This is a genomic window from Luteibacter sp. OK325 (genome assembly GCF_003050935.1).
Lineage (GTDB): Bacteria > Pseudomonadota > Gammaproteobacteria > Xanthomonadales > Rhodanobacteraceae > Luteibacter.
The window spans coordinates 1-23857 of the sequence record NZ_QAOX01000011.1 but is presented as its reverse complement, the minus strand read 5'-3'; the positions used below and the strand labels follow the sequence as shown (position 1 = coordinate 23857).

At 64.2% G+C, this 23857-nt stretch carries 15 protein-coding genes; 9 read left to right on the top strand and 6 right to left on the bottom strand.

The features are described from left to right. Nucleotides 1–3 precede the first annotated feature (3 nt). Complete coding sequence (locus C8J98_RS19235; protein ID WP_107915080.1) at nucleotides 4–930, bottom strand: metalloregulator ArsR/SmtB family transcription factor; 927 nt, start codon at nucleotides 928–930, stop codon at nucleotides 4–6. Between the two features lie 164 nt (nucleotides 931–1094). Between C8J98_RS19235 and C8J98_RS19230 the strand changes: the two genes are divergently transcribed. Further along, nucleotides 1095–2261 (top strand): acyl-CoA dehydrogenase family protein, encoded by a 1167-nt coding sequence (locus C8J98_RS19230; RefSeq protein WP_343125729.1) that lies wholly within the window; start codon nucleotides 1095–1097, stop codon nucleotides 2259–2261. Between the two features lie 73 nt (nucleotides 2262–2334). Here C8J98_RS19230 and C8J98_RS19225 read toward each other — a convergent pair whose 3' ends face one another. The 4 genes from C8J98_RS19225 to C8J98_RS19205 form a co-directional block, all read right to left on the bottom strand. After that, on the bottom strand, nucleotides 2335–2595 hold the full coding sequence (locus tag C8J98_RS19225; RefSeq protein ID WP_107915075.1) for a hypothetical protein: 261 nt from the start codon (nucleotides 2593–2595) through the stop codon (nucleotides 2335–2337). 450 nt (nucleotides 2596–3045) lie between these two features. Continuing rightward, nucleotides 3046–6369, bottom strand: a complete 3324-nt coding sequence (locus tag C8J98_RS19215) for a multidrug efflux RND transporter permease subunit (protein WP_107915071.1) — start codon at nucleotides 6367–6369, stop codon at nucleotides 3046–3048. A 12-nt stretch (nucleotides 6370–6381) separates the two neighbouring features. After that, nucleotides 6382–7596: an efflux RND transporter periplasmic adaptor subunit gene (locus tag C8J98_RS19210; RefSeq protein ID WP_107915069.1), complete on the bottom strand. Its 1215-nt coding sequence runs from the start codon at nucleotides 7594–7596 to the stop codon at nucleotides 6382–6384. Beyond that, nucleotides 7593–8249: a TetR/AcrR family transcriptional regulator gene (locus C8J98_RS19205; protein WP_107915067.1), complete on the bottom strand. Its 657-nt coding sequence runs from the start codon at nucleotides 8247–8249 to the stop codon at nucleotides 7593–7595. The genes C8J98_RS19210 and C8J98_RS19205 overlap by 4 nt, the downstream gene beginning before the upstream one ends. A 268-nt stretch (nucleotides 8250–8517) precedes the next feature. Here C8J98_RS19205 and C8J98_RS19200 point away from each other — a divergent pair, with 268 nt between their 5' ends. The 3 genes from C8J98_RS19200 (at nucleotide 8518) to C8J98_RS19190 (ending at nucleotide 15485) form a co-directional block, all read left to right on the top strand. Further along, nucleotides 8518–13437 carry an NAD-glutamate dehydrogenase domain-containing protein gene (locus C8J98_RS19200; RefSeq protein ID WP_107915065.1) on the top strand — a complete coding sequence of 1640 codons (4920 nt, stop codon included), beginning with the start codon at nucleotides 8518–8520 and terminating at the stop codon, nucleotides 13435–13437. A gap of 177 nt (nucleotides 13438–13614) precedes the next feature. Further along, nucleotides 13615–14373: an NAD kinase gene (locus C8J98_RS19195; RefSeq protein ID WP_107915063.1), complete on the top strand. Its 759-nt coding sequence runs from the start codon at nucleotides 13615–13617 to the stop codon at nucleotides 14371–14373. Between the two features lie 173 nt (nucleotides 14374–14546). Beyond that, nucleotides 14547–15485, top strand: a complete 939-nt coding sequence (locus C8J98_RS19190; protein ID WP_107915061.1) for a 5'-nucleotidase — start codon at nucleotides 14547–14549, stop codon at nucleotides 15483–15485. Nucleotides 15486–15610: 125 nt separating this feature from the next. Here the strand turns inward: C8J98_RS19190 and C8J98_RS19185 are convergent, their stop codons facing one another. Beyond that, the gene (locus C8J98_RS19185; RefSeq protein ID WP_107915059.1) at nucleotides 15611–16486 is read right to left on the bottom strand and encodes a DMT family transporter; all 876 of its coding nucleotides are present in this window, start codon (nucleotides 16484–16486) and stop codon (nucleotides 15611–15613) included. Between the two features lie 137 nt (nucleotides 16487–16623). Between C8J98_RS19185 and C8J98_RS19180 the strand changes: the two genes are divergently transcribed. The 5 genes from C8J98_RS19180 (at nucleotide 16624) to C8J98_RS19160 (ending at nucleotide 23753) form a co-directional block, all read left to right on the top strand. Beyond that, nucleotides 16624–18738 (top strand): TonB-dependent siderophore receptor, encoded by a 2115-nt coding sequence (locus tag C8J98_RS19180; protein WP_107915057.1) that lies wholly within the window; start codon nucleotides 16624–16626, stop codon nucleotides 18736–18738. After that, on the top strand, nucleotides 18735–19592 hold the full coding sequence (gene modA / locus C8J98_RS19175; protein ID WP_199229966.1) for a molybdate ABC transporter substrate-binding protein: 858 nt from the start codon (nucleotides 18735–18737) through the stop codon (nucleotides 19590–19592). Before C8J98_RS19180 ends, modA begins: the two co-directional genes overlap by 4 nt. A gap of 80 nt (nucleotides 19593–19672) precedes the next feature. Next, nucleotides 19673–20842 carry an acyl-CoA dehydrogenase family protein gene (locus C8J98_RS19170; RefSeq protein WP_107915055.1) on the top strand — a complete coding sequence of 390 codons (1170 nt, stop codon included), beginning with the start codon at nucleotides 19673–19675 and terminating at the stop codon, nucleotides 20840–20842. A gap of 13 nt (nucleotides 20843–20855) precedes the next feature. Continuing rightward, nucleotides 20856–21458 carry a glutathione S-transferase family protein gene (locus C8J98_RS19165; protein ID WP_107915054.1) on the top strand — a complete coding sequence of 201 codons (603 nt, stop codon included), beginning with the start codon at nucleotides 20856–20858 and terminating at the stop codon, nucleotides 21456–21458. Nucleotides 21459–21482: 24 nt separating this feature from the next. After that, entirely contained in the window at nucleotides 21483–23753 is a 2271-nt protein-coding gene (locus C8J98_RS19160) for a thiamine pyrophosphate-dependent enzyme (protein ID WP_107915052.1), read from the top strand. The last annotated feature ends 104 nt before the right edge of the window (nucleotides 23754–23857 follow it).

Genomic DNA, 23857 nt, shown 5'->3' with positions numbered 1-23857 from the left:
CGGTCAGGGCTTGCGTGCGAGCAGGCTGATTACTTCGAAATGCGGCGCGCGGCGTTCGCGGCTGAGGCGCTCGCAGCTGACGACGTCCAGGCCGGCTGCCTTCGCCAGGGCGACGAGGGCCTCGCAGGTGAAGCCCAGGTTGCGGTGGTCGAAGGGCTCGATCACGGCGCGGTGCTCGTGTTCGCCCAGAGTCGATACCAGAAGCCTTCCACCCGGTTTCAGTACCCGGGCGACCTCGGTAAACACCGCCTCGGGGCGCTCCGCATACGTAAGGGCGTGAAGCAGCAGGACAAGGTCGAAGCGGTTGTCTTCCAGGTCGAGCGCGTGCATGTCGCCGGTGCGCACGTCCACATTCGTGAAGCTGGCCAGTCGCTGGCGCGCGGCGTCCACGACACGCTCGGAACTGTCGACGCAGACAATCGAATGGGCATGCGGTGCGAGCAGTTCCGCTGTGACGCCGTCCCCGGAGGCGATGTCCAGGACATCGCCGGTGGCGAGCAGCTGGAGCAGCGAGCGGGCGAGGGTTTCCCACGTGCGGCCGGGGGAGTAGTGGCGCTCCATATCCCCGGCGACGGTGTCCGCCCAGCCTTCGGTACGTGCCCGCTGGGCGAGGACGGCCGGTAGCCGCTCCGCATCCTCGCGGAGCAGGGCGTCGCTCAGGGTGTCGCGCAACGAGGCCACGAGAGCGGCGAGGGTGGGGTCGGCCTCCGCGTTGGCGCGATAATAGGCGGACACGCCGGCCCGGCGGTCACGCACCAGCTCGGCTTCCTTGAGCTTGGCCAGATGGGTGGAAACACGCGGTTGGGCCAGGTGCAGCACGGCGGCCAGTTCGGCCACGGTCAACTCCTCGCGGTCCAGCAGGGCGAGCAGGCGAACACGCGTGGGATCGGCCAGCAGGCGAAGCACGGTGGAGGCCGTCGACAAGTCCATGCCGAATCCTTTTATCGCGATAAAGAGATACATAAGGATGCGGCCCCGCCGCCCCAGCGTCAAGGCCGATGTTGCAGTGCATGGAGGCAACGGCTCGAACGGCCGTTAGAATGGGCGGCTTGTCTCTACCCCAAGACTTGCCGACCTTCCGGCCGGCCCGAGGAATGCTCATGGATTTCCGTTTTACCGACGACCAACTGTCGATCCAGTCCATCGCCCGCGACTTTGCGCAGAAGCGCATCGTCCCCGTCGCCGCCGAACACGACGCCAAGGGTGAGTTCCCGCTGGAGAATATCCAGGAGATGGGACAGCTGGGCCTGATGGGCATCGAGGTGCCCGAAGAGTACGGTGGCGCGGGCATGGACCCGGTGGCCTACGTGCTGGCCATGGTCGAGATCGCCGCGGCCGATGCCGCCACCTCGACCATCATGTCGGTCAACAATTCGCTGTTCTGCAACGGCATCCTGAAGAACGGTACCGAAGAGCAGAAGCAGAAGTATGTGCGCGCCATCGCCTCGGGCGAAGCCATCGGTGCCTACGCCCTCACCGAGCCGCAATCGGGATCCGATGCCTCGAACATGCACACCCGCGCCGTGAAGAACGCCGAGGGTGACTGGGTGATCAACGGCAAGAAGAGCTGGATCACCTCCGGCCCGGTGGCTCGCTACATCGTGCTGTTCGCCGTGACCACGCCGGGGATGGGTGCTCGCGGGGTGTCGGCCTTCATCATCGACACCAAGCGTCCGGGCTTCCTGGCCGGCAAGACCGAGCCGAAGCTCGGCATCCGCGCCTCGGCCACCTGCGAGATCGAGTTCCACGACTATGTGTGCCCGGCTGACGACATGCTTGGCGCCGAGGGCAAGGGCTTCGGTATCGCCATGGGCGTGCTCGACGCCGGCCGCATCGGCATCGCCTCGCAGGCGATCGGCGTCGCTCGCGCGGCGTATGAGGCCACCCTCGTCTGGTCGCGCGATCGCAAGGCCTTCGGCCACCCGATCGGTACCTTCCAGATGACCCAGTCCAAGATCGCCGACATGAAGTGCAAGCTGGACTCGGCGTTGCTGCTGACCCTGCGCGCGGCGTGGACGAAGGGCCAGGTCGAGAAGACCGGCGGCCGCTTCGGCACCGAAGCGTCGATGGCCAAGCTGGTCGCCTCGGAAGCCGCCATGTGGATTACCCACCAGGCTGTGCAGATTCACGGTGGCATGGGTTATTCGAAGGAAATGCCGCTGGAGCGTTACTTCAGGGATGCCAAAATCACCGAGATCTACGAAGGTACGAGCGAGATCCAGCGTCTGGTGATTGCGCGTGCGGAGACGGGGTTGCGGTAAGGCGCGTTTCGCTTGCCTCCAAAGCTGAATCTACGTATACGGAAACCCCGGCATCGCCGGGGTTTTTTATGGATCAAGCGGCAGCGAATGCGAGTTTGCGGGCTTCCGGCAGGAGGATTCCGAGACTGGGGCCGTCACCGGTTATTAGCGTGACCGCATACGGCGCCATTTCCGGCATGTCGCTGAAGTCGAGGAAGTTATCTGACATGGCGGCCACTCTTGCGATGAATTTCGGAAGCAAGCGTTCAACGTCTTTGAGGACGCTACCGGTGAGTTCACGTTCTCGCGCTTCAGCCATCAGGGGGCCCAGAAAGTTGCCGGGTCCCAGCCTCATCCAGAGGGCGTCCGGAGGGGTCGCAGGGCAGTCGCTGAAATCGATCTTGCTTGACCGAGATCGAAGAAGGCATCGCACGCCTGAACGAACGAGATGCCGTGTTTGGATTTATTCTTTCGAGCTTTTGCTTCGTCCCCTTCGAAGGTCAGGGTCATGAGAGACCCTGCATGGCCATGAAACTACGCGTAGCCCCTTTGGGGGAATAGAAGGAATCTGAGTTTCCTTCCATGGTGATGTCCGCGTGTCCGGATCACCTAGGGTCGATTTAGTTGTTCCTGCGTAATGTCGGTCGGAAGAGGCGGAGAGGGTAGGTGGCCTCTTTTGACTTGTGAGGTGGCTGGGCGGAGAGCATCGCCGCTGAAGCGGCTCCTACAGACGGCCCCGCAGACAGTTCTCACAGACAAAAAAAGCCCGGCTTTCGCCGGGCTTTTTCAATATCGATGTCGCTGGTTACGTTCGATCCGTTCCGCGATGCGAGTCCGAATCGAAGGCTCTCACGTCGCCGACGTTCGGTGCGTGCGGTTCGAGGTTGGTCGGGCCACCGTCGTGCGGACCTTCACCACCGCCATGCGGATCGCTGTCGTCGTCATGACCGACGTGCGGCATCGTGTGCGAGACCTCGTCGAGCTTGTCACCCAGCATGCGGCGAACGCTGACGTAGAACACCGGAATCAGCAGCAGGCCGAGGAAGGTGGCGAAGAGCATGCCGCCGATGACACCTGTGCCAATCGCGTGGCGGGAGTTCGCACCCGCACCGGTGCTGATCGCCAGCGGGAACACGCCGAGGATGAAGGCCAGCGAGGTCATCAGGATGGGGCGCAGTCGCAGGCGGGATGCCTCGACCACACCTTCGCGCAGGGTCTTGCCTTCCTGCTGTTTCTCCACCGCGAACTCGACGATCAGGATGGCGTTCTTCGCCGCCAGGCCGATGACCGTGATCATGCCGATCTTGAAGTAGATGTCGTTCGGCAGGCCGCGGAGCATCGAGAAGACGACGGTACCGAGGATGCCCAGCGGCACCACCAGCAGCACGGCGACCGGGATGGACCAGCTCTCGTACAGAGCAGCGAGGCAGAGGAACACGATCACGATGGACAGGACCAACAGCATCGTCGACGAGTTGCCGGAGAGGATTTCCTGGTACGACTGGCCGGTCCAGTCATAACCGAAGCCCTTCGGCAGTTTGTCGTTGACGATGCCTTCGACGACGCCCATCGCCTGACCGGTGGAGTAACCCGGCGCTTCGTTACCGACGATTTCCACCGCCGAATAACCGTTGTAGCGATTGAGCGTCGGCGCCGCCATCGTCCACTTCGAGTGGACCACGGTGGACAGCGGGATCATCGAGCTGTCGGTGGTGGTGGACGAGCTGGCAACGGAGGACCCCGTCGTGCCCGTCGTCGTGGCGGTGGTGGAAGCCAGCGTGCTGGGCGTGAAGATGTGCGCGAAGGAGTCCGTGCCCATGCGGTAGGGCGCGTCGGCCTGCACCATCACGCGCTTCACGCGGCCCTCGTACTGGAAGTCATTGATGTACACCGGAGCCAGCGTGAGCTGGATCGCTGTATAGATATCGCTGACATTCAGGCCCATGGTCTGGGCCTGGGTACGATCCACGCTCAGCTGCAGCAGCGGGGCGTCTTCCAGCGTGTTCGGACGAACACCCACCAGGGCCTTGTTCTGCGCGGCCGCGCCGAGCAGGGCGTTGCGGGCCTTGGTCAGTTCGTCACGCGACTGGCCGGCACGTGCCTGCAGGTACATGTCGATACCGCCGAACTGCGACAGGCCGCGGATCGTGGGCAGGTTGACGACGAAGATCGTCGCATTGTGCACGGCCTGCATCTTGCCGTTCATCTGCTGGATGATCTGGGTAGCCGTGAGGTCACGGGTGTCCCAGTCTTTCAGCTTGATGAAGTTCATGCCGACGTTTTCACCCGAACCCACGAAGCTGAAGCCGGAGATCTGGAACACGCCGGCGACCGTCGGGTCCTTGAGGATGATCGAACGCATGTCCGTCATCACCTTTTCGGTGCGCGCGATGCTCGAACCGGGAGGCAGCTGCACGATAGCCAGCGCGTAACCCTGGTCTTCGTCGGGAACGAAGCTGGTCGGCAGGCGAGCGAACAGGAAACCACACAGCACGGCGATCAGCACGAACACGAACATCCAGCGCGGCGCATGTCGAATCGCGCTGCCGATATGACCGGAGTAGGTGTGCTGGACCTTGTCGAACACCTGGTTGAACTTGCGGTAGACGATGTTCTTCCGCTCGCCATGGGTCGGCTTGAGGATCGTCGCGCAAAGCGCCGGCGTGAACGACAGGGCGAGGAAGGCCGAGAAACCCATCGACACCGCGATCGTCAGCGCGAACTGCTTGTAGATGATGCCCGACGCGCCCGGCTGCAAAGCCGAGGGAACGAACACCGCCGCCAGTACCACGGTGATCGCGACGATGGCGCCGGTGATCTGGCCCATGGCCTTACGCGTGGCTGCCGGTGGCGATAGCCCTTCCTCCGACATGATGCGTTCGACGTTTTCGATCACCACGATCGCGTCATCGACCACGATACCGATCGCCAGCACCATGCCGAACAGGGTGAGCTGGTTGACGGTGAAGCCGAGGGGCGACAGACCCAGGAAGGTGCCGAGCAGGGCCACCGGGATAACCAGGGTCGGGATGATCGTGGCGCGGAAGTTCTGCAGGAACAGCAGCATCACCAGGAAGACGAGGATGATCGCCTCGACCAGGGTGTGCACGACTTCGGTGATCGAGATCGTGACGAACTGCGTCGTGTCGTACGGGGCGAACCAGGTAACGCCGTCCGGGAAGCTCTTGGCCAGATCGGCCATCTTGGCGCGCACGGCATTAGCCACATCCAGCGCGTTCGCGCCGGGCAGCAGCTGCACACCGAAGGAGCCGGTGGGTGTGCCGTTCCACTGGGCGTTGAAGCCGTAGGTTTGCGGGCCGAGTTCGACGCGGGCGACGTCCTTCAGGCGAACGACAGTGCCATCGTTATTCGCGCGAACGATGATGTCGGAGAACTCTTCCGGCGTGGTGAAGCGACCTTCCGCGGACACGGTGGCACTGAAGCCCTGGCCGTTGACGGCGGGGTCGGTACCGATCGAGCCAGCGGCGAACTGGACGTTCTGCGTGGCGAGCGCGTTACTGAGGGCGGTGGCCGAGAGGCCGTAGCCACGGAGCTTGTCCGGATTCAGCCAGACGCGCATGCCGTACTCGGAACCCAGCTGGCGCGTGCTGCCGACGCCCGGAATACGGGCGATCTGGTCGAGCACCTGCGAGGAGACGATGTCGGTCAGGCGGTTGCCGTCGATGGCCGGATTGGACGAGGTCAGCGCCACGAACATCAGGAAGTCGGGGTTGGACTTGGCCACCACGACGCCCTGCTGGGTCACTTCCGTAGGCAGGCGAGGCGTTGCGAGCGACACCTTGTTCTGCACCTGGACCTGGGCGATGTCCGGATCGGTGCCGGTCTCGAACGTCAGCGTGACGGTAGCCGTGCCGCTGGAGCTGGAGGCGGAGCTGAAATAGAGCAGGTGATCGATACCGGTCAGCTGCTGCTCGATCACCTGGGTCACGGTTTTTTCGGTCGTGTCCGCGCTCGCACCCGGGTAGGTCGCCGTAACGACGACCTGTGGGGGTGCGATGTTCGGATACGACTCGATACCCATGTTCAGCAGGGAGATCGTGCCGCAAAGGCTGATCAGGATCGCCACGACCCACGCGAAGATGGGGCGGTCGATGAAGAAAGTCGGCATGACGAAACTCCGTTACTGCTTACCAGCGGGGGCGCCAGGGGCATCGGCGTCCTGCGTGGCCTTTGCCGGGGATGCATTCACCGGTGCGTTTTCCTTCGCCTTGGCCAGGCCGTCGACGATGATCTTGTCACCCGGCTTGAGGCCGCCGGTGACGATCCAGTCGGCACCATTGAGGCGGCTGGTGACGATCGGGCGACGGACGGCGGCCGACGGAATGGTCTTCTCGACGCCGGTCTGTGCGTCCTTCGTCTTGGCGTCGCCAACGACCAGCACGTAGGCGCTGCCCGGGTCGCGCAGCACGGCGGCCTGCGGCACCAGATAGACGTTGTGGAGATTGCCGAGATTGGCCTTGACCGTCACGAACTGGCCCGGAAGCAGGCGCACGTCGGGGTTGGCGAGCTGCGCACGCAGGTTCACCGTGCCGGTCTGCGGATTCACCGTGGCGGAAGAGAAGTCGAGCATGCCCTTCTCGCTGTAGTCCGAGCCGTCAGGCAGCTGGATGCTCACCGTGGACTTGTCCGTTGGCGAGAGCGTGGCGTCGCCCGAGGCCGCAGCGCGACGCATGGTGTCGAGGTCGGACACCGACATGCTGAAGTTCACGTAGACCTGGTCGATCTGGTCGACCTGGGTCAGCAGGGTGGTGTCACCCTGGCCGACGAGGGCACCCTCGGTGACCTGCTGCTGGCCGGCGCGACCGTCGATCGGCGAGACCACGTCGGTGAAGGCGAGGTTGATCCGGGCCGCCTGCACGTTGGCTTCGGCCTGCTTCACCGCGGCATCGGCGGTGCGCTGGGCGGCCTCGGCGTTGTCCAGGTCCTGCCGGGACACGTAGTTCTTGCCGATCAGGCCACGGTTGCGGTCCGCGGTCGCCTTGTTGTTGGCGGCCGTCGCCTTCGCCGAAGCCAGCAGGGCGAGCTGTGAGTTCAGCTCGGCCGTGAGCGGCTGCGGGTCGATCTGGAACAGCTTCTGGCCGGCCTTGACGTCCGTACCTTCGGGGTAGAGGCGCTTGAGCAGGATGCCGGGCACGCGAGCGCGTACGTCGGCCGTGCGCAGCGACGAGATGCGACCGACCTGATCCTGGATCAGGGGAACGGTCTGCGGCTGGGCGCTGATGGTGCCGACGGGTGCCGGCGGCGGTGCCGGCGGTGCTTCCTGCTTGTGGCAGGCGGCAAGCACCGCAGCGAGGCTGAGGGCCAGCAGGGGGGTGCGCAGGGGCAGGGGATTCATGAGAACTCCGTTCCTATTCCAGGTTTCTTTGTCGTAAGCGCCGTGCCATCCGGGAGGATGTCGTACGCATGCATAAATACAGTTACCGCGTGTCGCGCCCAGTCGTCCTGTGCCTTTTGTCCTCTTGCGTGCATACCGAAGAGGCGGCGATCCCCTTCGAGCCCGTGAAGCATGGACAGGAAGAGCTCCGCGGCCACCTCGGGGTCCTCGCGGCGCATCGTTCCGTGGTCCATGGCTTCAGCCATGCAATCGGCCAGCCGGCTCGCGACGGTGTCGATCGCGGTCCGGAAAAACGTACGCGCCGCGGCCGGGAATCGCGGGGCTTCCGCGATCAGCATCCGGCCCAGCGCCACGTTTGCCTGGTCCATCACGTAGGTCTGGTGCGCCCTGGCCAGCGCGATGAGCGTGTTGCTCAGGCCGCGACTTTCCGGGGTGAGGGTGGCATGCAGGGGTAAGACAAGTTGTTCGACGGCGGCGTGGAACAGGGTGTCCTTGTTTTCGAAGTGCGCATACACAGTTTGCTTGGACACGCCCGCCTCGCGTGCCACCGCACCCATGCTGACGCGATAACCATCACGCAGGAATAACGCACAAGCGGCCTGGAGCACCCGCTGCTGACGATCGGAGGTCGGCCGGGTATCCAGGTTCGCCATTTCGTATACCTGCTGGACTATACCGTCCAGTTTAGAATCTCCCTCGGACCAGCGTCAACGGTCATGAACAACATTCGCGTGCGAATTGTTGCGTTGCACCCGGACGCGGTTGGGGAGCATGCCCGCTTCGCCTCGTGAGAGGTTGCGCAATATGTCGCGGCGCACTGAAAAACCGCTAACTGCCAATGTGCGACGGTGTGGCTACATGCCATGGGTGAGAGCTATGCTTTGGCGGTTTTCCTCTCTCTCCCCACATCGATATCCGCCCATGAATGCGATTCGCGCCGCAGCAGACGGCCAGTTCCACGCCGTTGTTTTCGATGAACTGAAGAAGATCAGCTACCCCGCGGAGCGCCTCAACGAGGCCCGCTATTTTATCGAAGCCTTTTTCGAGCGCATCGCGCCTGCCGATTACGCGCTGCACGCGCCGGATCGCTGGGCCGCCCTGATCGCCGATCTGCTCACCTTCGCGCGCGAGCGCCAGGCGGGCAAGGCGAAGGTTCGCGTCTACAACCCGGGCGTGTCGGGCAGCCGGGCCGTGATCGAAGTCGTCACCGACGACATGCCCTTCCTGGTCGACACCGTCTCGATGGTCGCCGCCGCCCATGCCGACATCCAGGTCATCATCCACCCGGTCGTGCCGGTCGTCCGTTCCGCCGCCGGCCTTCTTGAAGCGGTCGGTACGGGTGAAAGCACCGAGTCGATCATGCGCTTCGAGGTCGACCGTCTCGACGACACCGAACTGGACACGGTCAAGGCCAACCTCGAAACCGCTCTTTCGGACGTGCGCGAGACCGTGGACGACTGGCGCGCCATGCGCGCCCGGATGAACGAAGTCGCCGACGACCTCGGCAAGCGCTCCCTGCCGTACACGGCGGACGAAGTGCGCGAAGCCACGGAGTTCCTCCGCTGGGTGGCCGATGACCACTTCACCTTCATGGGTTACCGCGAATACGAAGTGGCCCACGGTGAGGGCGACGATGTCCTCAGGACGGTCGAAGGCTCGGGCCTGGGCATCCTGCGCGCCGCTGAGCGCTCGCTTGCCCCGCGCTCGCTGCGCACGCTGGTCGCCAGCGAACTACCGCGTTCGGGTTCCACCGACGCGATCATCCTGACCAAGACCAACGCACGCTCGCCGATCCACCGCGCCGGCTACATGGATTACATCGGCGTGCTGAAGTTCGACGAGAAGGGTCGTCCGGTCGCCGAGCAGCGCTTCCTTGGCCTGTTCTCGTCCAACGCCTATATGGCCCATCCGCAGCATGTGCCGCTGGTTCGCGACAAGTGCGAGGCGGTCATGACCCGCTCCGGCCTGAAGCGTGATTCGCATTCGGGCAAGGCGCTGCGCCATATCCTCGACACCCTGCCGCGCGACGAACTCTTCCAGTGCAGCACCGACGAGCTCTATGCCTTGGCGATCGGCCTGCTCGAGCTGGCCCAGCGCACGCGCACGCGCCTGTTCATCCGTCGCGACAGCTACGGTCGCTTCTTCTCCTGCCTGGTGTTCATTCCGCGCGACCGCTTCAATACGGCCGTGCGTGAACGCGTCGAAGGCGTGCTGCGCGAAGCCTTCCATGGCGAGCATGTGGATTCGGCCGTACTGATGGGCGAGGCCGCGCTGGTTCGCCTGCATGTGGTGGTTCGCCCGCGCATCGGCGACCATCCGACCTACGACGCTGCCGCCCTGGAGGCGCAGATCGCCTCGATCGCGCGCAACTGGAACGATGAGCTGCGCGACCGCCTGATCGAAATCGCCGGCGAGCAGCAGGGCATCATTCTGGCCAACCGTTACGGCAAGGCGCTTCCTGCCGGTTACGTGGACGAAGTAGCGCCGCACGTGGCCGCCGCCGACGTTCGCGCGCTGGCCGGCCTGGATGGCCCCGACGCCATCAGCATGTCGTTCTACCATCCGCAGAATCGCCCGGAAGAGCTGCGCTTCAAGGTCTACCGTTCCGGCTCCGACATCGCGCTTTCCGAAGTGTTGCCGCAACTGGAGAACCTCGGCCTGCGCGTGCTCACCGAGCACATGTACGAGCTGAAGCTCGCCGACAGCGCGCTGTACATCCAGGACTTCGAAGTCCAGCCGGTCGACCGTCTCGCTTTCGATGTCGAACAGGTCGGTTCGATCTTCGAGGATGCCTTCGAGCAGGTCTGGCGCGGCAACGCCGAGAACGATGGCTTCAACCGCCTCGTCCTCGGCGCCAAACTCGGCTGGCGCCAGGTAGCCATCCTGCGCAGCTACACCAAGTACCTCCTGCAAACCGGCGTCGCCTTCTCGCAGGCGTACATGGAAGACGCTCTCAACCACTACCCGGCCATCGCCGGCCTGATCGTCGAGCTGTTCAATGCGCGCTTCGATCCACGCCGCGAAAGCCTGGACAGCGCAGAACGCGAACGCGCCGAAAGCCTGCTCTCGCATGAGATGCATGCGCTTATCGGCCCGGAAACGCTGGCCGCGCAGCCGGGCCTGATCGGCAACCTGGTCTCGTCGCTGGGCCGGCCGCGCGATGAGCAGGCAACCGCTGTCGAGGAGGCCCTCAACGCCCTGCTGGACAACGTCTCCAGCCTCGACGAAGACCGCATCCTGCGTAGCTTCATCGCGCTGATCCATGCCACGCTACGCACCAACTTCTTCCAGCTGTGGGATGGCGCGTACCGTCCGTACCTGAGCTTCAAGTTCGACTCGCACCAGGTGCCCGAGCTGGCCAAGCCCGTGCCGTTCCGCGAGATTTTCGTTTATGCACCGCGCGTGGAAGGTATCCACCTGCGCTTCGGTTCGGTCGCGCGCGGTGGCCTGCGCTGGTCCGATCGCCGCGAGGATTTCCGTACGGAAGTGCTCGGCCTGGTCAAGGCGCAGATGGTCAAGAACACGGTCATCGTGCCGGTCGGTTCCAAGGGTGGCTTCTTCGTGAAACGCCCGCCGGTGGGCGGCGATCGCGACGCACAGCTGGCCGAGGGTATCGCCTGCTACCGCATGTTCATCAACGGCCTGCTCGACATCACCGACAACCTCGTCGAGGGCAAGGTGGTGCCGCCACAAGGCGTGATTCGTCACGATAACGACGACCCGTACCTGGTGGTCGCCGCGGACAAGGGCACGGCCACGTTCTCCGATATCGCCAATGCGATCTCGACCGAGCATGGCTTCTGGCTCGACGACGCGTTTGCGTCGGGCGGTTCCAACGGCTACGACCACAAGGGCATGGGCATTACCGCCAAGGGCGCCTGGGAGTCGGTCAGGCGCCACTTCCGCGCGCTGGGCCGCGATTGCCAGACCGAAGACTTCACCGTGGTTGGCGTGGGCGATATGTCGGGCGACGTCTTCGGCAACGGCATGCTGCTGTCGGAGAAGATCCGCCTGTTCGCCGCGTTCGATCACCGCCACATCTTCCTCGACCCGAACCCGGATTCGGCGAAGTCCTTCGTCGAGCGCCAGCGACTGTTCGCGCTGCCGCGTTCCTCGTGGGACGACTACGACAAATCGCTGATTTCGGCCGGTGGTGGCGTGTATCCGCGTAGCGCCAAGTCGGTTCCGGTGTCGCCGGAAGTCAAGGCTGTCCTGGGTATTCGTAGCGACGCCACGCACATGGCGCCGACCGACCTGCTTTCGGCCACCCTGAAAGCGCCGGTGGACCTGCTCTGGAACGGCGGCATCGGTACGTACGTCAAGGCCACCAGTGAAACGCATGCCGACGTCGGTGACCGCGCCAACAACGCGTTGCGCGTGAACGGCAACGAGCTGCGCTGCAAGGTGGTGGGCGAAGGCGGCAACCTGGGCATGACCCAGAAGGGCCGTATCGAGGCAGGACAGGCCGGGGTGCTGCTCAACACCGACTTCATCGACAACTCTGCGGGCGTGGACACCTCCGATCACGAGGTGAACATCAAGATCCTGCTCAACGACGCCGTGCAGCGTGGTGAGCTGACCTTCGAGGGCCGCAACAAGCAGCTTGCCGAGATGACCGACGAAGTCGGCCGCCTCGTGCTGTGGGACAACTATCGCCAGAATCAGGCCATCACCGTGATGGAGCACCAGTCGGTGCGTCGCCTGGGCTCGATGGCCCACTTCATCAGCACGCTGGAAGCCGAAGGCATGCTCGACCGCGCGGTCGAGTCGCTGCCGACGGCAGCCGAACTCACCGAACGCAAAGTGCGTGGACAGGGCCTGACGCGTCCGGAACTGTCGGTGCTTCTGTCGTACGATAAGATCCGCCTGTTCCAGCAGCTGCTGGATTCCGACGTACCGGAAGATCCGTACCTCTCGCGTGAGCTGGTGCGTTACTTCCCCGTGCCCCTGCATGAGAAATATGCCGAGCACATGCAGCGTCATCGGCTGAAGCGCGAGATCATCGCCACCGCGGTGACGAACTCGACGATCAACCGCATGGGCGCCACCTTCATGATGCGCATGCAGGAAGACACGGGCCATGGCCCGGCGTCTATCGCCAAGGCATACACCGCGGCGCGCGAGATCCTCGATGCCCGTGAGCTTTGGGCGGAGATCGAGGCACTCGACGGCACGGTGGCTGAGAACACCCAGATCGACGCGATCCTGCAGATCTGGTCGTTGCTGCGCCACCTGACCCGCTGGCTGCTCAACCGTCCGGGCGGCACGCTGGACATCGCGGCCAATGTCGATCGTTACGCCAGCGAAGTGATCGTTCTGCGCAAGGCCCTGCCGGACGGCCTGACCGATACCGGTCGTGGCGATTTCGCCGCGAGCCAGGAGAAGTGGGAAGGCCTGGGCGTGCCGGAGTCGCTGGCGGTTCGCCTTGCCCGTGTCCCGGTACTGCGCGCGGCACTGGACATGGTCGAAGTGTCGAAGCAGAGCGGCAAGGACATCGCCACTGTTGCCAGGGTGTTCTACGAGCTGGCCGAAGCCCTCGACCTCGAGTGGCTGCGTGGGCAGATCGAAGCGCTCAACGTGGAAGGCGCATGGCACGCGCAAGCCCGTGGTTCGCTGCTGGACGAGCTCAACGCCCAGCATCGCGCCCTGGCCCTGCAGGTGATCTCGGTCGCCGGCGATCGTACCGATGTCAGCCCGGTCCAGGCCTGGTTGCAGCGTGACGACGCCACGCTCAAGTACACACGCACCATGCTGGCGGAAATCCTCACCCAGAACGCTGACTACCCGATCGCCTCGGTCGCCGTCCGTCGCCTGGCCCAGCTGGCCCAGATCCCGGTCTGACCCGGGCCATCGCCGATGAATCGGCTCCTACAGGAAAATGTAGGAGCCGATTTATCGGTGATGTCCTGCCTGGTAGGAGCCGATTCATCGGCGAATGGGTGCTGGCGAAACCCTCCACCTAGCCGATCTCCCGCCCGAAGGACTAAGCTCCCCGCTGGTCCTTTCAAGCCGACATCCATGCGCCTAGCCTTTGTCGCCAGCGAAACCGACGTCGCCCAACGTGCACGCGCCGCCCTGATAAAGCGTTACGGCAGCGTGGAACCCGGGGACGCCGAGATCATCGTGTCACTTGGCGGCGACGGCTTCATGCTGCGCACGCTGCATACCTACCGAACCCTTGGCGTGCCGTTTTACGGCATGAAGCTCGGCCGCCTCGGTTTTCTCATGAACCAGCACGAGCTCGACGCGCTCGCCGAGCGCATCGAGCGTGCGCATCCGGCCGTATTGCATCCACTGGAGATGCACAGCACCTGTTGCGATGGCGCCGAGCATCGTGCGCTCGCTTTCAATGAAGTGGCCATGCTCCGTCAGAGCAACCAGGCCGCGCACATGCGCGTGAGCCTTAACGGCGAGGTGAAGCTCGAAGAACTGGTCTGCGACGGGATCCTGGTGAGCACACCGGCCGGTTCCACCGCTTACAACCTCTCCGCCCACGGTCCGATCCTGCCGCTGGATGCAAATGTCCTGGCGCTGACGCCGATCAGCCCCTTTCGCCCACGCCGCTGGCGAGGAGCCATCCTTCCGCACGCCACGCGGGTGGGTTTTGAAACCAAGGATCCGAACAAGCGACCGATCAGCGCCACGGCCGACTTCCACGAAGTGCGCGACGTGCGCAAGGTGGAGGTGAAGCAATCCCGCCGCAATGCCGTTCGCCTCCTGTTCGACCCCGAACACAACCTGCAGCAGCGCATCCTCGACGAGCAGTTCGCCCTGTAGAGCGGCCACTACCCCTGTAGGAGCCGATTCATCGGCGATCCCGCGGCAGCGGGCCAGTGTTTCGCGAGCCCCCCATCGCCGATGAATCGGCTCCCACAACAGCATGGCCCCCCCGCAAGGTTGGGCCGGTGCATTAGGATGGTGTCCAGTGACGCAACACGGACACCGCCCCGATGAACGCCCCCGACAACGATACCCAGACCGCCCACGCCGATGCCTCCGTGCACGACAACCGCCTGGTCGTGGCCATCTCGTCGCGTGCGCTGTTCAACATGGAAGACGGTCACGAGCTGTTCGAGCGCGATGGCCTTGATGCTTATCGCTCATACCAGATCGAGCGTGAGAACGAACTCCTGACCCCCGGCGTGGCTTTCCCGCTGGTGCAGAAGTTGCTCGGCCTGAACGCCTTGTCTGGCGACGTGCCGCCCGTGGAGGTGATCCTGCTGTCGCGGAACTCCGGCGATACGGGTTTACGCATCTTCAATGCCATCCAGCACTACAAGCTGAATATCTCGCGCGCCGCTTTTACCAGCGGTGCGCCGACTTCCGACTACATTGCACCGTTCCGGGCCGACCTGTTTCTTTCCGCCAATGCGGAAGACGTGGGTCGCGCACTCCGCGCCGGCGTTGCCGCCGCGACGATCCTGCCGTCCACGGCGCCGCAGCGCTCCAGCGAACAGCTGCGTATCGCCTTCGATGGAGACGCCGTGATATTCGGCGACGAAGGTGAGCGGGTGTCGAAAGAGCAGGGCCTTGATGCGTTCCATCGCAGCGAGTCCGAGCTCTGGGCGGAGCCGCTTTCGGGTGGCCCGTTCCGTGGTTTCCTTTCCGCGCTGCACCGCCTGCAAGCAGCGTTCCCGGCAGAAACCTCACCCATTCGCACGGCCCTGGTGACGGCCCGTTCCGCACCGGCACACAAGCGAGTCATCCTGACGCTGCGCCGCTGGGGTGTCCGTATCGACGAAGCCCTGTTCCTGGGCGGCCGCGACAAAGGTCCGTTCCTCGATGCCTTCGGGGCGGATATTTTCTTCGATGATTCACCGGCGAATGTGGAATCGGCGAGGCGCCACGTGGCGACTGGGCACGTACCCCATGGGGTTTCGAATACCTAGGCCGGCTGCCGCCGGATCGCCGCTGAAGCGGCTCCCACACACAGAACGGCTTTTGTAGGAGCCGATTCATCGGCGATTCCCTTGCGCTTTTGTGGGAGCCGATTCATCGGCGAATCCAGGTCGCCTCAAACAATATTCGTCCACCGCCACCAATCGGTCTTCTTCTCCTCGCGAACGAAGGTGAACAAGCCCGCGCCCAGAATCAGCACGATGCCAACCAGCATCGGCCAGTCCAGATGGTCGTGGAAGATCAGGTAGCCGAACAGGATCGCCCATAGCATCTGGCTGTACTGCGTGGGCGCGACTCGCGCCGCCGGCGCGTTCTGCGTCGCCAGCATCAGCAGCACCGCGCCGGCCGCGGCCAGCAGGCCGTAACCGAGCACGAGCAACCACTGGTGCGCGTCCGGCCAGACGAAATGCGGCAGCATCATGATGAACCCGGCGAGCATGGGTCCGACCACGCCCGCGCCGTAAAGCGTGATGCGCTTCTCCGTGGCCCCTGCCATGCGCAGGGCGATGATCGACAAAGCGCCGGTGATGCCGCAGATGATCGCGGCGACGTGGCCCGTGCCCAGATGACGGAAGCCGGGACGCAGCACCACCAGCACGCCGAGAAAACCGACCAGCACCGCCGACCAGCGCCGCCAGCCGACGTGTTCACGCAGGAACACCACCGAGAGGATGGTGACGAAGATCGGCAGCAGGAAGATCAGCGAGAACGCCTCGGCCATGGGCAGGGCGGTGAAGGCCATCACGGCGGTGATATTGCCGATCGCGCCGGCCATGGCGCGAAGCAGCCACAGGCCGGGCATCTTCGACACCACGATCTCGCTCCAGCGATCGCCGGGCTTCTTCAGGAACGGAAAGGCGGCCATGGCCAGCACGGCGCCGAAGAAAACCGCCTCGTAAGGCGGTAGCGAGCCCTCCAGGGACTTCACGAAGGCATCGCTCCACGCGTAGGCGGCGTAGCAGGCGAAGCCGAGCAGGACGCCTTTGAACATGGGGAATCCAGTGGGCGAGGGCAGGGCCATTATGCAAACGTTTGCATCTTCTGGCGCATCGGTACGTCACGAATGGTAAAGAATGCTTCGCGACTGCGCTATAAAGTCGGGTATATCTCGCTTTTCAGGGTTCAAACATGCGTTTCCGGCCGCGCCGCCTCCTGTCGCTGTCATGGCTGTGTCTCACCGTATCGCCCGTGTTTGGCCAGGATGCCACGCCGAAGACGGATCTCGAGGGCTATACGGTGGAGGCCGGACAGGCCTCCTACCGGACCGAAAAGGTCGGCATGGGGCCGCTGGGCGATCGCTCACCGCTGGATACGCCGTATTCGGTGCAGGCGGTGAACAACGACCTCGCGCGCAATCAGCAGCTGCAAAGCGTTCGCGAGGCGTTCCGCTTCCTGCCGACCGTGCAGGGCGAAAACATCCGGCCACAGAGCCGTGGCCTGCAGGCCGGCGTCGTCCAGAACACCCGTATCGACGGCCTCAATATTGCCGCCACGACCGATTACCCGATCGAACAGTTCGAACAGATCGAGGTGCTGAACGGCCTCGCTGGGGCGCTGTACGGCCCTGCCAGTCCCGCTGGCACCTTCAATTACATCTTCAAGCGGCCCACGGACGCGCCGCTGCGCGAATTCGATGTACGTTACAACTCGCGCGGCTCGGCGCTTGGCCACGCCGACCTCGGCGGTCGTTTCGGCGTGGACGACCGCTTCGGATACCGGGTGAACGTGCTCGACCAGAACGGACCGGGCTACGTGGATGGCAGCCGGCTCGCCCGTCGCCTCGGTAGCGTTGCCTTCGACGCGCGGCTCGGTGAAAGCACCGTGCTGGAAAACGACGCGAGCTACTACCACTACACCTCCACCGGTTTCCCGGGCACGTTCGCGCTGGGGCGCGGCGTGGTCCTGCCGTCCGCGCCGGATCCGACGCGTAAAGGCTACGGACAAACCTGGGGTGGTGACGACAACATCACCCGCATCGTCAGCTCACGCCTGCGCACGGCGTTCAACGATCGCTGGTCCTTCCGCGCCGGAGTGCTGAAGGAGAGCAACGACCGGCGTTCGACGGTGCCAACCAATACGCTGACGGACAACGCCGGTGACTACACGACGACGGCGGCGACCACCACATACAGCTACGACATGATCGTCAGCAACATGCTGGCGTTGAACGGTCGCGTGGAAACCGGCCCGCTTACCCACGACCTGCTCATCGCGAACAACGGCTTTTACTGGAGCCGCTATACACCGCTCACGACCGGCCCGGTGACCGTCGGCCGCGCCAGTCTCGACGCTCCGGTCTCTTTCGCGAAACCGGGACTGCCGGACTTCTCGCAACGCTACAAGTCGATGAACACGAAGCAGCAATCGATTTCGCTCGGCGACACCATCGGTTTCGACGAGCAGTGGTCGGCGCTGGTGGTTGCCAGCGACAGCTGGTTGTACGTGCGCAATTACAATCGCCAGGGGGCGACGACGAGCTCCTACGATGCCCACGGTATCAGCCCCACTGGTAGTGTGATGTTCAAGCTGGTGCCGACACAGATGGCGTATGTCACCTATGCGGACAGCCTGCAGCAAGGCGATATCGCACCCGCCGGCACGGCGAACGTGAACCAGAGCCTGTCGCCCTACCGCAGCAAACAATGGGAGGCCGGTTACAAGGCTCGCGTGGCAGGCATCGATCTTGGCGCTGCGTTGTATCGCATCGAACGTCCGTATGCCTACGTCGGTGCCGACAATGTGTTTGCGCAGCAGGGGCGCCAGGTGAACCGCGGTATCGAACTGACGGCGAACGGGGATGTCGGCCGTGACGTGACCATTTTCACCGGTGTCTCATTGCTCGACCCGCGCCTGTACCGAACGGGCTCGGCCAGCACCAGCGATAAGCAGATCCTCGGCCTGGCCCGTGTCGTCTACAACTCCCTCATCGAGTATCGGCTGCCGTGGGTCTCGGGTCTCACGCTGACCCTCAACGTGAATCACGCCGGTCGCCGTGCCGGCGACTACCCCAATAGTTATTTCGTGAAGGGATATACCGTGGCCGACATCGGCGGACGCTTCCAGACGCGCATTCATACCTACCCCGTGACCTTCCGTCTCGCGCTCGACAACGCCACCGACCGGCATTACTGGGCTAACGTCAGCCCTGCCGGCCAGAATGGATACAACGCCGCCGGTAGCGCCACGGCGACGCTGGGCGCGCCGCGAACGGTACGCGCGTCGGTCCAGGTGGACCTGCTATGAAGATGGCGACATGGATGATGGCTGGCGCGCTGGTGGTTCTCCCAGCCGTCGCAGCGACGTCGCCTCCGGCGGCAGCGCCCTCGGCCACCTCGAGCACGCCGGCAGGCATCGTCGTTTATGCGGCGGGCAGCCTGACCGGAGCCCTTGCCGACATCGCCAAACAGTACACGGCAACGACCGGAGAACCGGTACGTATCGTCAACGGTCCGGCCGGCCTGCTGCGCGAACGCATCGAGAAAGGCGAGCCGGCGGATGTCTACATCTCCGCCAACATGGCACACCCGGAGAGACTCGCCAGCGAGGGCAAGGCAACGCCGCCGGTGGTATTCGCACGTAACGCGCTTTGCGTACAGACGCTGCCGGACGCCGGAATCACTAGCGCGAATCTGCTCGATCGCCTGCTGGCGCCCGGCACGCGCATCGGCACGTCGACACCCGGCGCGGATCCCGGAGGCGATTACGCATGGCAATTCTTCGCTCGCGCGGAGACCGTCCATCCGGGCGCGCGCACCAACCTCGAAGCCAAAGCGAAGAAACTGGTCGGTGGCCCGGTCGCGCCCACGATTCCGGGCAACGTGGGCGCGGCGAAGTACTTCCTCCAGCACCACGACGTCGACGTGTTTTTTGGCTACTGCAGTTCACATGACGCGACACCCGACCCGGACCTGCGCAAGGTCGAGGTGCCCGCCAACCTGTCTCTGCCTGTGGACTACGGCATGAGCGTGGTGCTGCGGGACGGCGACCCCGCGCGGAGCGCTGCGGCGTACCGGTTCGCGCTCTACGCCATGTCCCCTGCGGCGCAGGAGCGCCTCCCGGCTTACGGCTTCCGCGCGGTGGCGGCGCCTGAGCGCTGAATGTTGCGCCCCGGCATGACCGGGAGGGGGGGCAGGACTACAATCGAGGGCTTTCCCGTAGCCGACTTACGAGTACCCGCATGGCTCAGCGTCTCGACCCCCTCGATCTCTACGACGTCCGTTCCCTGCTCACCGACGAGGAGCGAATGGTCCAGGATACCGTCGGCCGTTTCGTCGACGAAAAGGTCCTGCCGATGATCGGCGACGCTTTCGACCAGGCCCGCTTTCCGGCCGAACTGGTGCCGGAGATCGCTGCGCTCGGGCTGCTCGGTGCCACGCTGCCTGAGGAATACGGCTGTGCGGGCATGAACGCTGTCAGCTACGGTTTGATCTGCCAGGAACTGGAGCGCGGCGATTCCGGCCTGCGCAGCTTCGCCTCGGTGCAAAGCTCGCTGTGCATGTACCCGATTTTCGCCTACGGCTCAGACGAACAGAAACGTGAGTACCTGCCGCGCATGGCCGCCGGCGAAGTGATCGGCTGCTTCGGCCTGACTGAGCCGCACGGCGGTTCCGATCCCGCCAACATGAAAACGGTGGCGCGCAAGGATGGCGGCGACTGGGTGATCAACGGCGCCAAGATGTGGATCACCAACGGCAATCTCGCGCATATCGCCATCGTCTGGGCACAGACCGATGACGGCATCCAGGGGTTCGTCGTGCCGACCGATACCAAGGGTTTCGCCGCGCAAGTCGTGCACAAGAAGATGAGCCTGCGCGCCTCGGTCACCTCCGGCCTGTTCTTCGACGACGTGCGTGTGCCCGACAGCGCCCGCCTGCCGAACGTGAAGGGCCTGAAGGGGCCGCTCGGCTGCCTCAACCAGGCACGCTACGGCATCACCTGGGGGCCGATCGGTGCCGCGCAGGCCTGCCTGAAGGAAGTGCTCGACTATGCCGGGCAGCGCATCCTGTTCGGTCGCCAGCTGGCGGCCAACCAGGCCGTGCAGATCCGTCTGGCCGACATGGCCCGCCGCATCACCACGGCGCAGCTGCTCTCGCTGCAGCTCGGTCGTCTGAAGGATGCCGGCCGCCTGCAGCCGACCCAGGTCTCGCTGGCCAAGTGGAACAATGTGCGCATGGCACTGGACATCGCGCGCGATTGTCGCGACATCCTCGGCGGCGCCGGCATTACCACCGAGCATTCGGCCATCCGCCATGCGCTGAACCTGGAATCGGTCATCACCTACGAAGGCACCGAGACCGTGCATCAGCTGGTGGTCGGCCGCGAACTCACTGGCATTAACGCGTTCTGAGACGGAACTCCTCATGCTCACCGTGTATGGCCTGCGCTCGTCAGGCAACTGTTACAAGCTGCAGCTGCTGCTGGAACTGACGGGCACGCCGTACCGCTGGGTGGACACGGACAGCGCCAGCGGCGCCACGCGCACACCGGAATTCCTCGCGTTGAATCCGAACGGCAAGGTGCCGCTGCTGGTGCTCGAGGACGGCCGTCGCCTGATGGAGTCGAACGCGATCCTGTGTTATCTCGCCGACGGTACGGCCTATTTACCGGCCGACCCGTGGGACCGGGCGCGTACGCTGCAGTGGATGTTCTTCGAGCAGTACAGCCACGAGCCCTATGTCGCCGTGGCGCGCTTCGTCTGCAAATGGCTGCCCGAAAGCCACGCGCGCCGCAGCGAACTTCCGGTTCTGTTGGAGCGTGGCGCCAAGGCCTTCGACGTGATGGAAGACCATCTCGGTCGTGAGCCGTTCTTCAGTGGCGGTCATTTTGGTGTGGCTGACATCGCGTTGTTCGCCTATACCCATTGTGCCGCCGACGGCGGTTTCGAGATGAGCCACTGGCCGCGCATTGCCGCCTGGTTGGAGCGCGTGCACGCGCAGCCCCGCTTTTCCGCGATGGTCGCCTGATCCTCTTTCCCCGAGTGCTTCGCCATGTCCGTTCCGCATCCCATCGCCGCCCGCCACAAGGGCTTCAATCGCGCCGAGATCGTCGACCAGAATTTCGTCGAGTTCGTGCAGTTCTGGAAGGGTGATGTCGCCCGGCCTCCGCGCGACGATGAGCCCGTGCTGCCGGGCAGCGCGCTCGATGCGCGGGGCTTTCGCGAACTTCTCGAATCACAGCTGATCAGTCGCCATTTGGATCTCATGGCGCGCGTGCTGCGCGTCCAGAACAAGGTCTTCTACACCATTGGTTCGTCCGGTCACGAAGGCAATGCGATGGTGGCGCGACTGACGCGCCACACCGATCCCGCCTTCCTGCATTACCGTAGCGGCGGTTTCATGGCCGAGCGCTTCCGCAAGCTGCCGGGTATGGATCCGGTGATGGATTCCGCGCTCTCGTTCGCCGCAAGCAAGGACGACCCGGCCTCCGGTGGTCGCCACAAGGTGTGGGGCAGCAAGCCGTTGTGGGTACTGCCGCAGACCTCGACGATCGCCTCGCATCTGCCCAAGGCCCTGGGCACGGCCGTCGCCATCGAGCAGGCGCGTCGTATCGCGCATACGCTGCCGATTCCCGCCGACTCGATCGCCATCTGTTCCTTTGGCGACGCGTCGTCCAACCATGCCACGGCACAGACCGCGTTCAATGCGGCGGCGTGGACGGCGTACCAGAAGCTGCCCGCTCCCGTGCTCTTCGTCTGCGAAGACAATGGCATCGGTATCTCGGTGAAGACACCGGGTGGTTGGGTGGCGAACAACTTCCGCCACCGTCCGGATCTGGATTATTTCTACGCGGACGGCCTCGATCTCGCCGGCGGCTACGCCGACGTGCAGAAGGCCGTGGAGCATTGCCGTCGCACGCGCCGCCCCACCTTCCTGCATCTGGGCACCACGCGCGTGATGGGTCATGCCGGCACCGACTTCGAGATCGAATGGCGTTCGATCGAGGAACTGGTGGCGCTTGAAGCCACCGATCCGCTACTACGCAGCGCGGCCATCGCGCTGGCCTCCGGCCTGTACGACCGCGATAGCCTGCTGAATCTTTATAACGACACGCGCAAGCGTTGCTTCGAGGCCGCCGAGGAGGCAGATCGTCGGCCGCGTATCACCACGCTCGCCGAGGTGATGCAACCGCTGGCGCCGTATACACCGGCCGCCGTTCGCGCCGAAGCCGAGCGTCCTGCCGATGCCACCGAGCGCGAGCGCGTCTTCGGTGGTGTTGAAAGGCTGCCTGAGAAGCAGCCGCCACGTCATCTGGCCATCCAGATCGGTCAGGCGCTTCACGACCTCATGGCGAAGTACCCCGAGAGCCTGCTCTTCGGCGAAGACGTTGCGCAGAAGGGTGGCGTGTACACGGTGACAAAGGGCCTGCACAAGGCATTCCGCAACGCGCGCGTATTCAATACGCTGCTCGATGAAACGATGATCCTTGGCCTCGCCCAGGGGTACGCGAACATGGGCATGCTGCCGTTGCCCGAGATCCAGTACCTCGCTTACTTCCACAACGCCTGCGACCAGATTCGTGGCGAAGCGGCGTCACTGCAGTTTTTCTCGAACGACCAGTATCGCAACCCGATGCTCATGCGCGTGGCCTCGCTCGGCTACCAGCGGGGCTTTGGTGGCCACTTCCACAACGACAATTCCATCGCCGCGCTGCGCGATATCCCCGGCCTTGTCGTCGGTTGTCCCAGCCGTGGCGACGACGCGGCGACCATGCTGCGCACGCTATCGGCACTGGCTAAGGTGGACGGTCGTGTCACCGCTTTTTTCGAGCCGATCGCGCTGTACATGACCAAGGATCTGTACGAGCCCGGTGATGGCCAGTGGCAGTTCGCGTATCCCGAGCAGGGCCAGGCCATGCCGCTGGGCGAGGGTCGCGTCTATAACGACGATGCGGACGACCTGGTCATCTTCACCTTCGGCAACGGCGTGCCGATGAGCTTGCGCGCGGCCAGGCGCATCGAAGCGGCGCATGGCTGGAAGGTCCGCGTCGTCGACCTGCGCTGGCTGGTACCGCTCAACGACGGCTTCATCGCTGCGCAGGCGGCCAACGCAAAGCGCATCCTCGTCGTCGACGAAGGCCGCAAGAGTGCCGGCGTCGGCGAGGGCGTGATCACCGCCATCGTCGAAGGTGGGCTGGGACATCTGCCGCTAAAGCGCGTGGTCGGCGCGGATACGTTTACGCCGCTTGCCGGCGCCGCGTTCCTGGTGCTGCCGGGCGATGACGATATCGTGGCTGCGGCGGAAGAGCTAGCCCTCCTGTAGGAGCCGATTTGCAGTGGTCTAATTTTCCTGGACACCCATGTAGGAGCAAAATCCCTACCGAGGTGACCCATGGGATATCGACCGATCGACCCGGCGCTCAAGCG

Excerpts from the sequence above, each read along its gene's own strand:
- C8J98_RS19235 (WP_107915080.1), bottom strand. The coding sequence starts at position 930 with ATGGACTTGTCGACGGCCTCCACCGTGCTTCGCCTGCTGGCCGATCCC.
- C8J98_RS19230 (WP_343125729.1), top strand. The coding sequence starts at position 1,095 with ATGCTCATGGATTTCCGTTTTACCGACGACCAACTGTCGATCCAGTCC.
- C8J98_RS19225 (WP_107915075.1), bottom strand. The coding sequence starts at position 2,595 with ATGAGGCTGGGACCCGGCAACTTTCTGGGCCCCCTGATGGCTGAAGCG.
- C8J98_RS19215 (WP_107915071.1), bottom strand. The coding sequence starts at position 6,369 with ATGCCGACTTTCTTCATCGACCGCCCCATCTTCGCGTGGGTCGTGGCG.
- C8J98_RS19210 (WP_107915069.1), bottom strand. The coding sequence starts at position 7,596 with ATGAATCCCCTGCCCCTGCGCACCCCCCTGCTGGCCCTCAGCCTCGCT.
- C8J98_RS19205 (WP_107915067.1), bottom strand. The coding sequence starts at position 8,249 with ATGGCGAACCTGGATACCCGGCCGACCTCCGATCGTCAGCAGCGGGTG.
- C8J98_RS19200 (WP_107915065.1), top strand. The coding sequence starts at position 8,518 with ATGAATGCGATTCGCGCCGCAGCAGACGGCCAGTTCCACGCCGTTGTT.
- C8J98_RS19195 (WP_107915063.1), top strand. The coding sequence starts at position 13,615 with ATGCGCCTAGCCTTTGTCGCCAGCGAAACCGACGTCGCCCAACGTGCA.
- C8J98_RS19190 (WP_107915061.1), top strand. The coding sequence starts at position 14,547 with ATGAACGCCCCCGACAACGATACCCAGACCGCCCACGCCGATGCCTCC.
- C8J98_RS19185 (WP_107915059.1), bottom strand. The coding sequence starts at position 16,486 with ATGTTCAAAGGCGTCCTGCTCGGCTTCGCCTGCTACGCCGCCTACGCG.
- C8J98_RS19180 (WP_107915057.1), top strand. The coding sequence starts at position 16,624 with ATGCGTTTCCGGCCGCGCCGCCTCCTGTCGCTGTCATGGCTGTGTCTC.
- modA (WP_199229966.1), top strand. The coding sequence starts at position 18,735 with ATGAAGATGGCGACATGGATGATGGCTGGCGCGCTGGTGGTTCTCCCA.
- C8J98_RS19170 (WP_107915055.1), top strand. The coding sequence starts at position 19,673 with ATGGCTCAGCGTCTCGACCCCCTCGATCTCTACGACGTCCGTTCCCTG.
- C8J98_RS19165 (WP_107915054.1), top strand. The coding sequence starts at position 20,856 with ATGCTCACCGTGTATGGCCTGCGCTCGTCAGGCAACTGTTACAAGCTG.
- C8J98_RS19160 (WP_107915052.1), top strand. The coding sequence starts at position 21,483 with ATGTCCGTTCCGCATCCCATCGCCGCCCGCCACAAGGGCTTCAATCGC.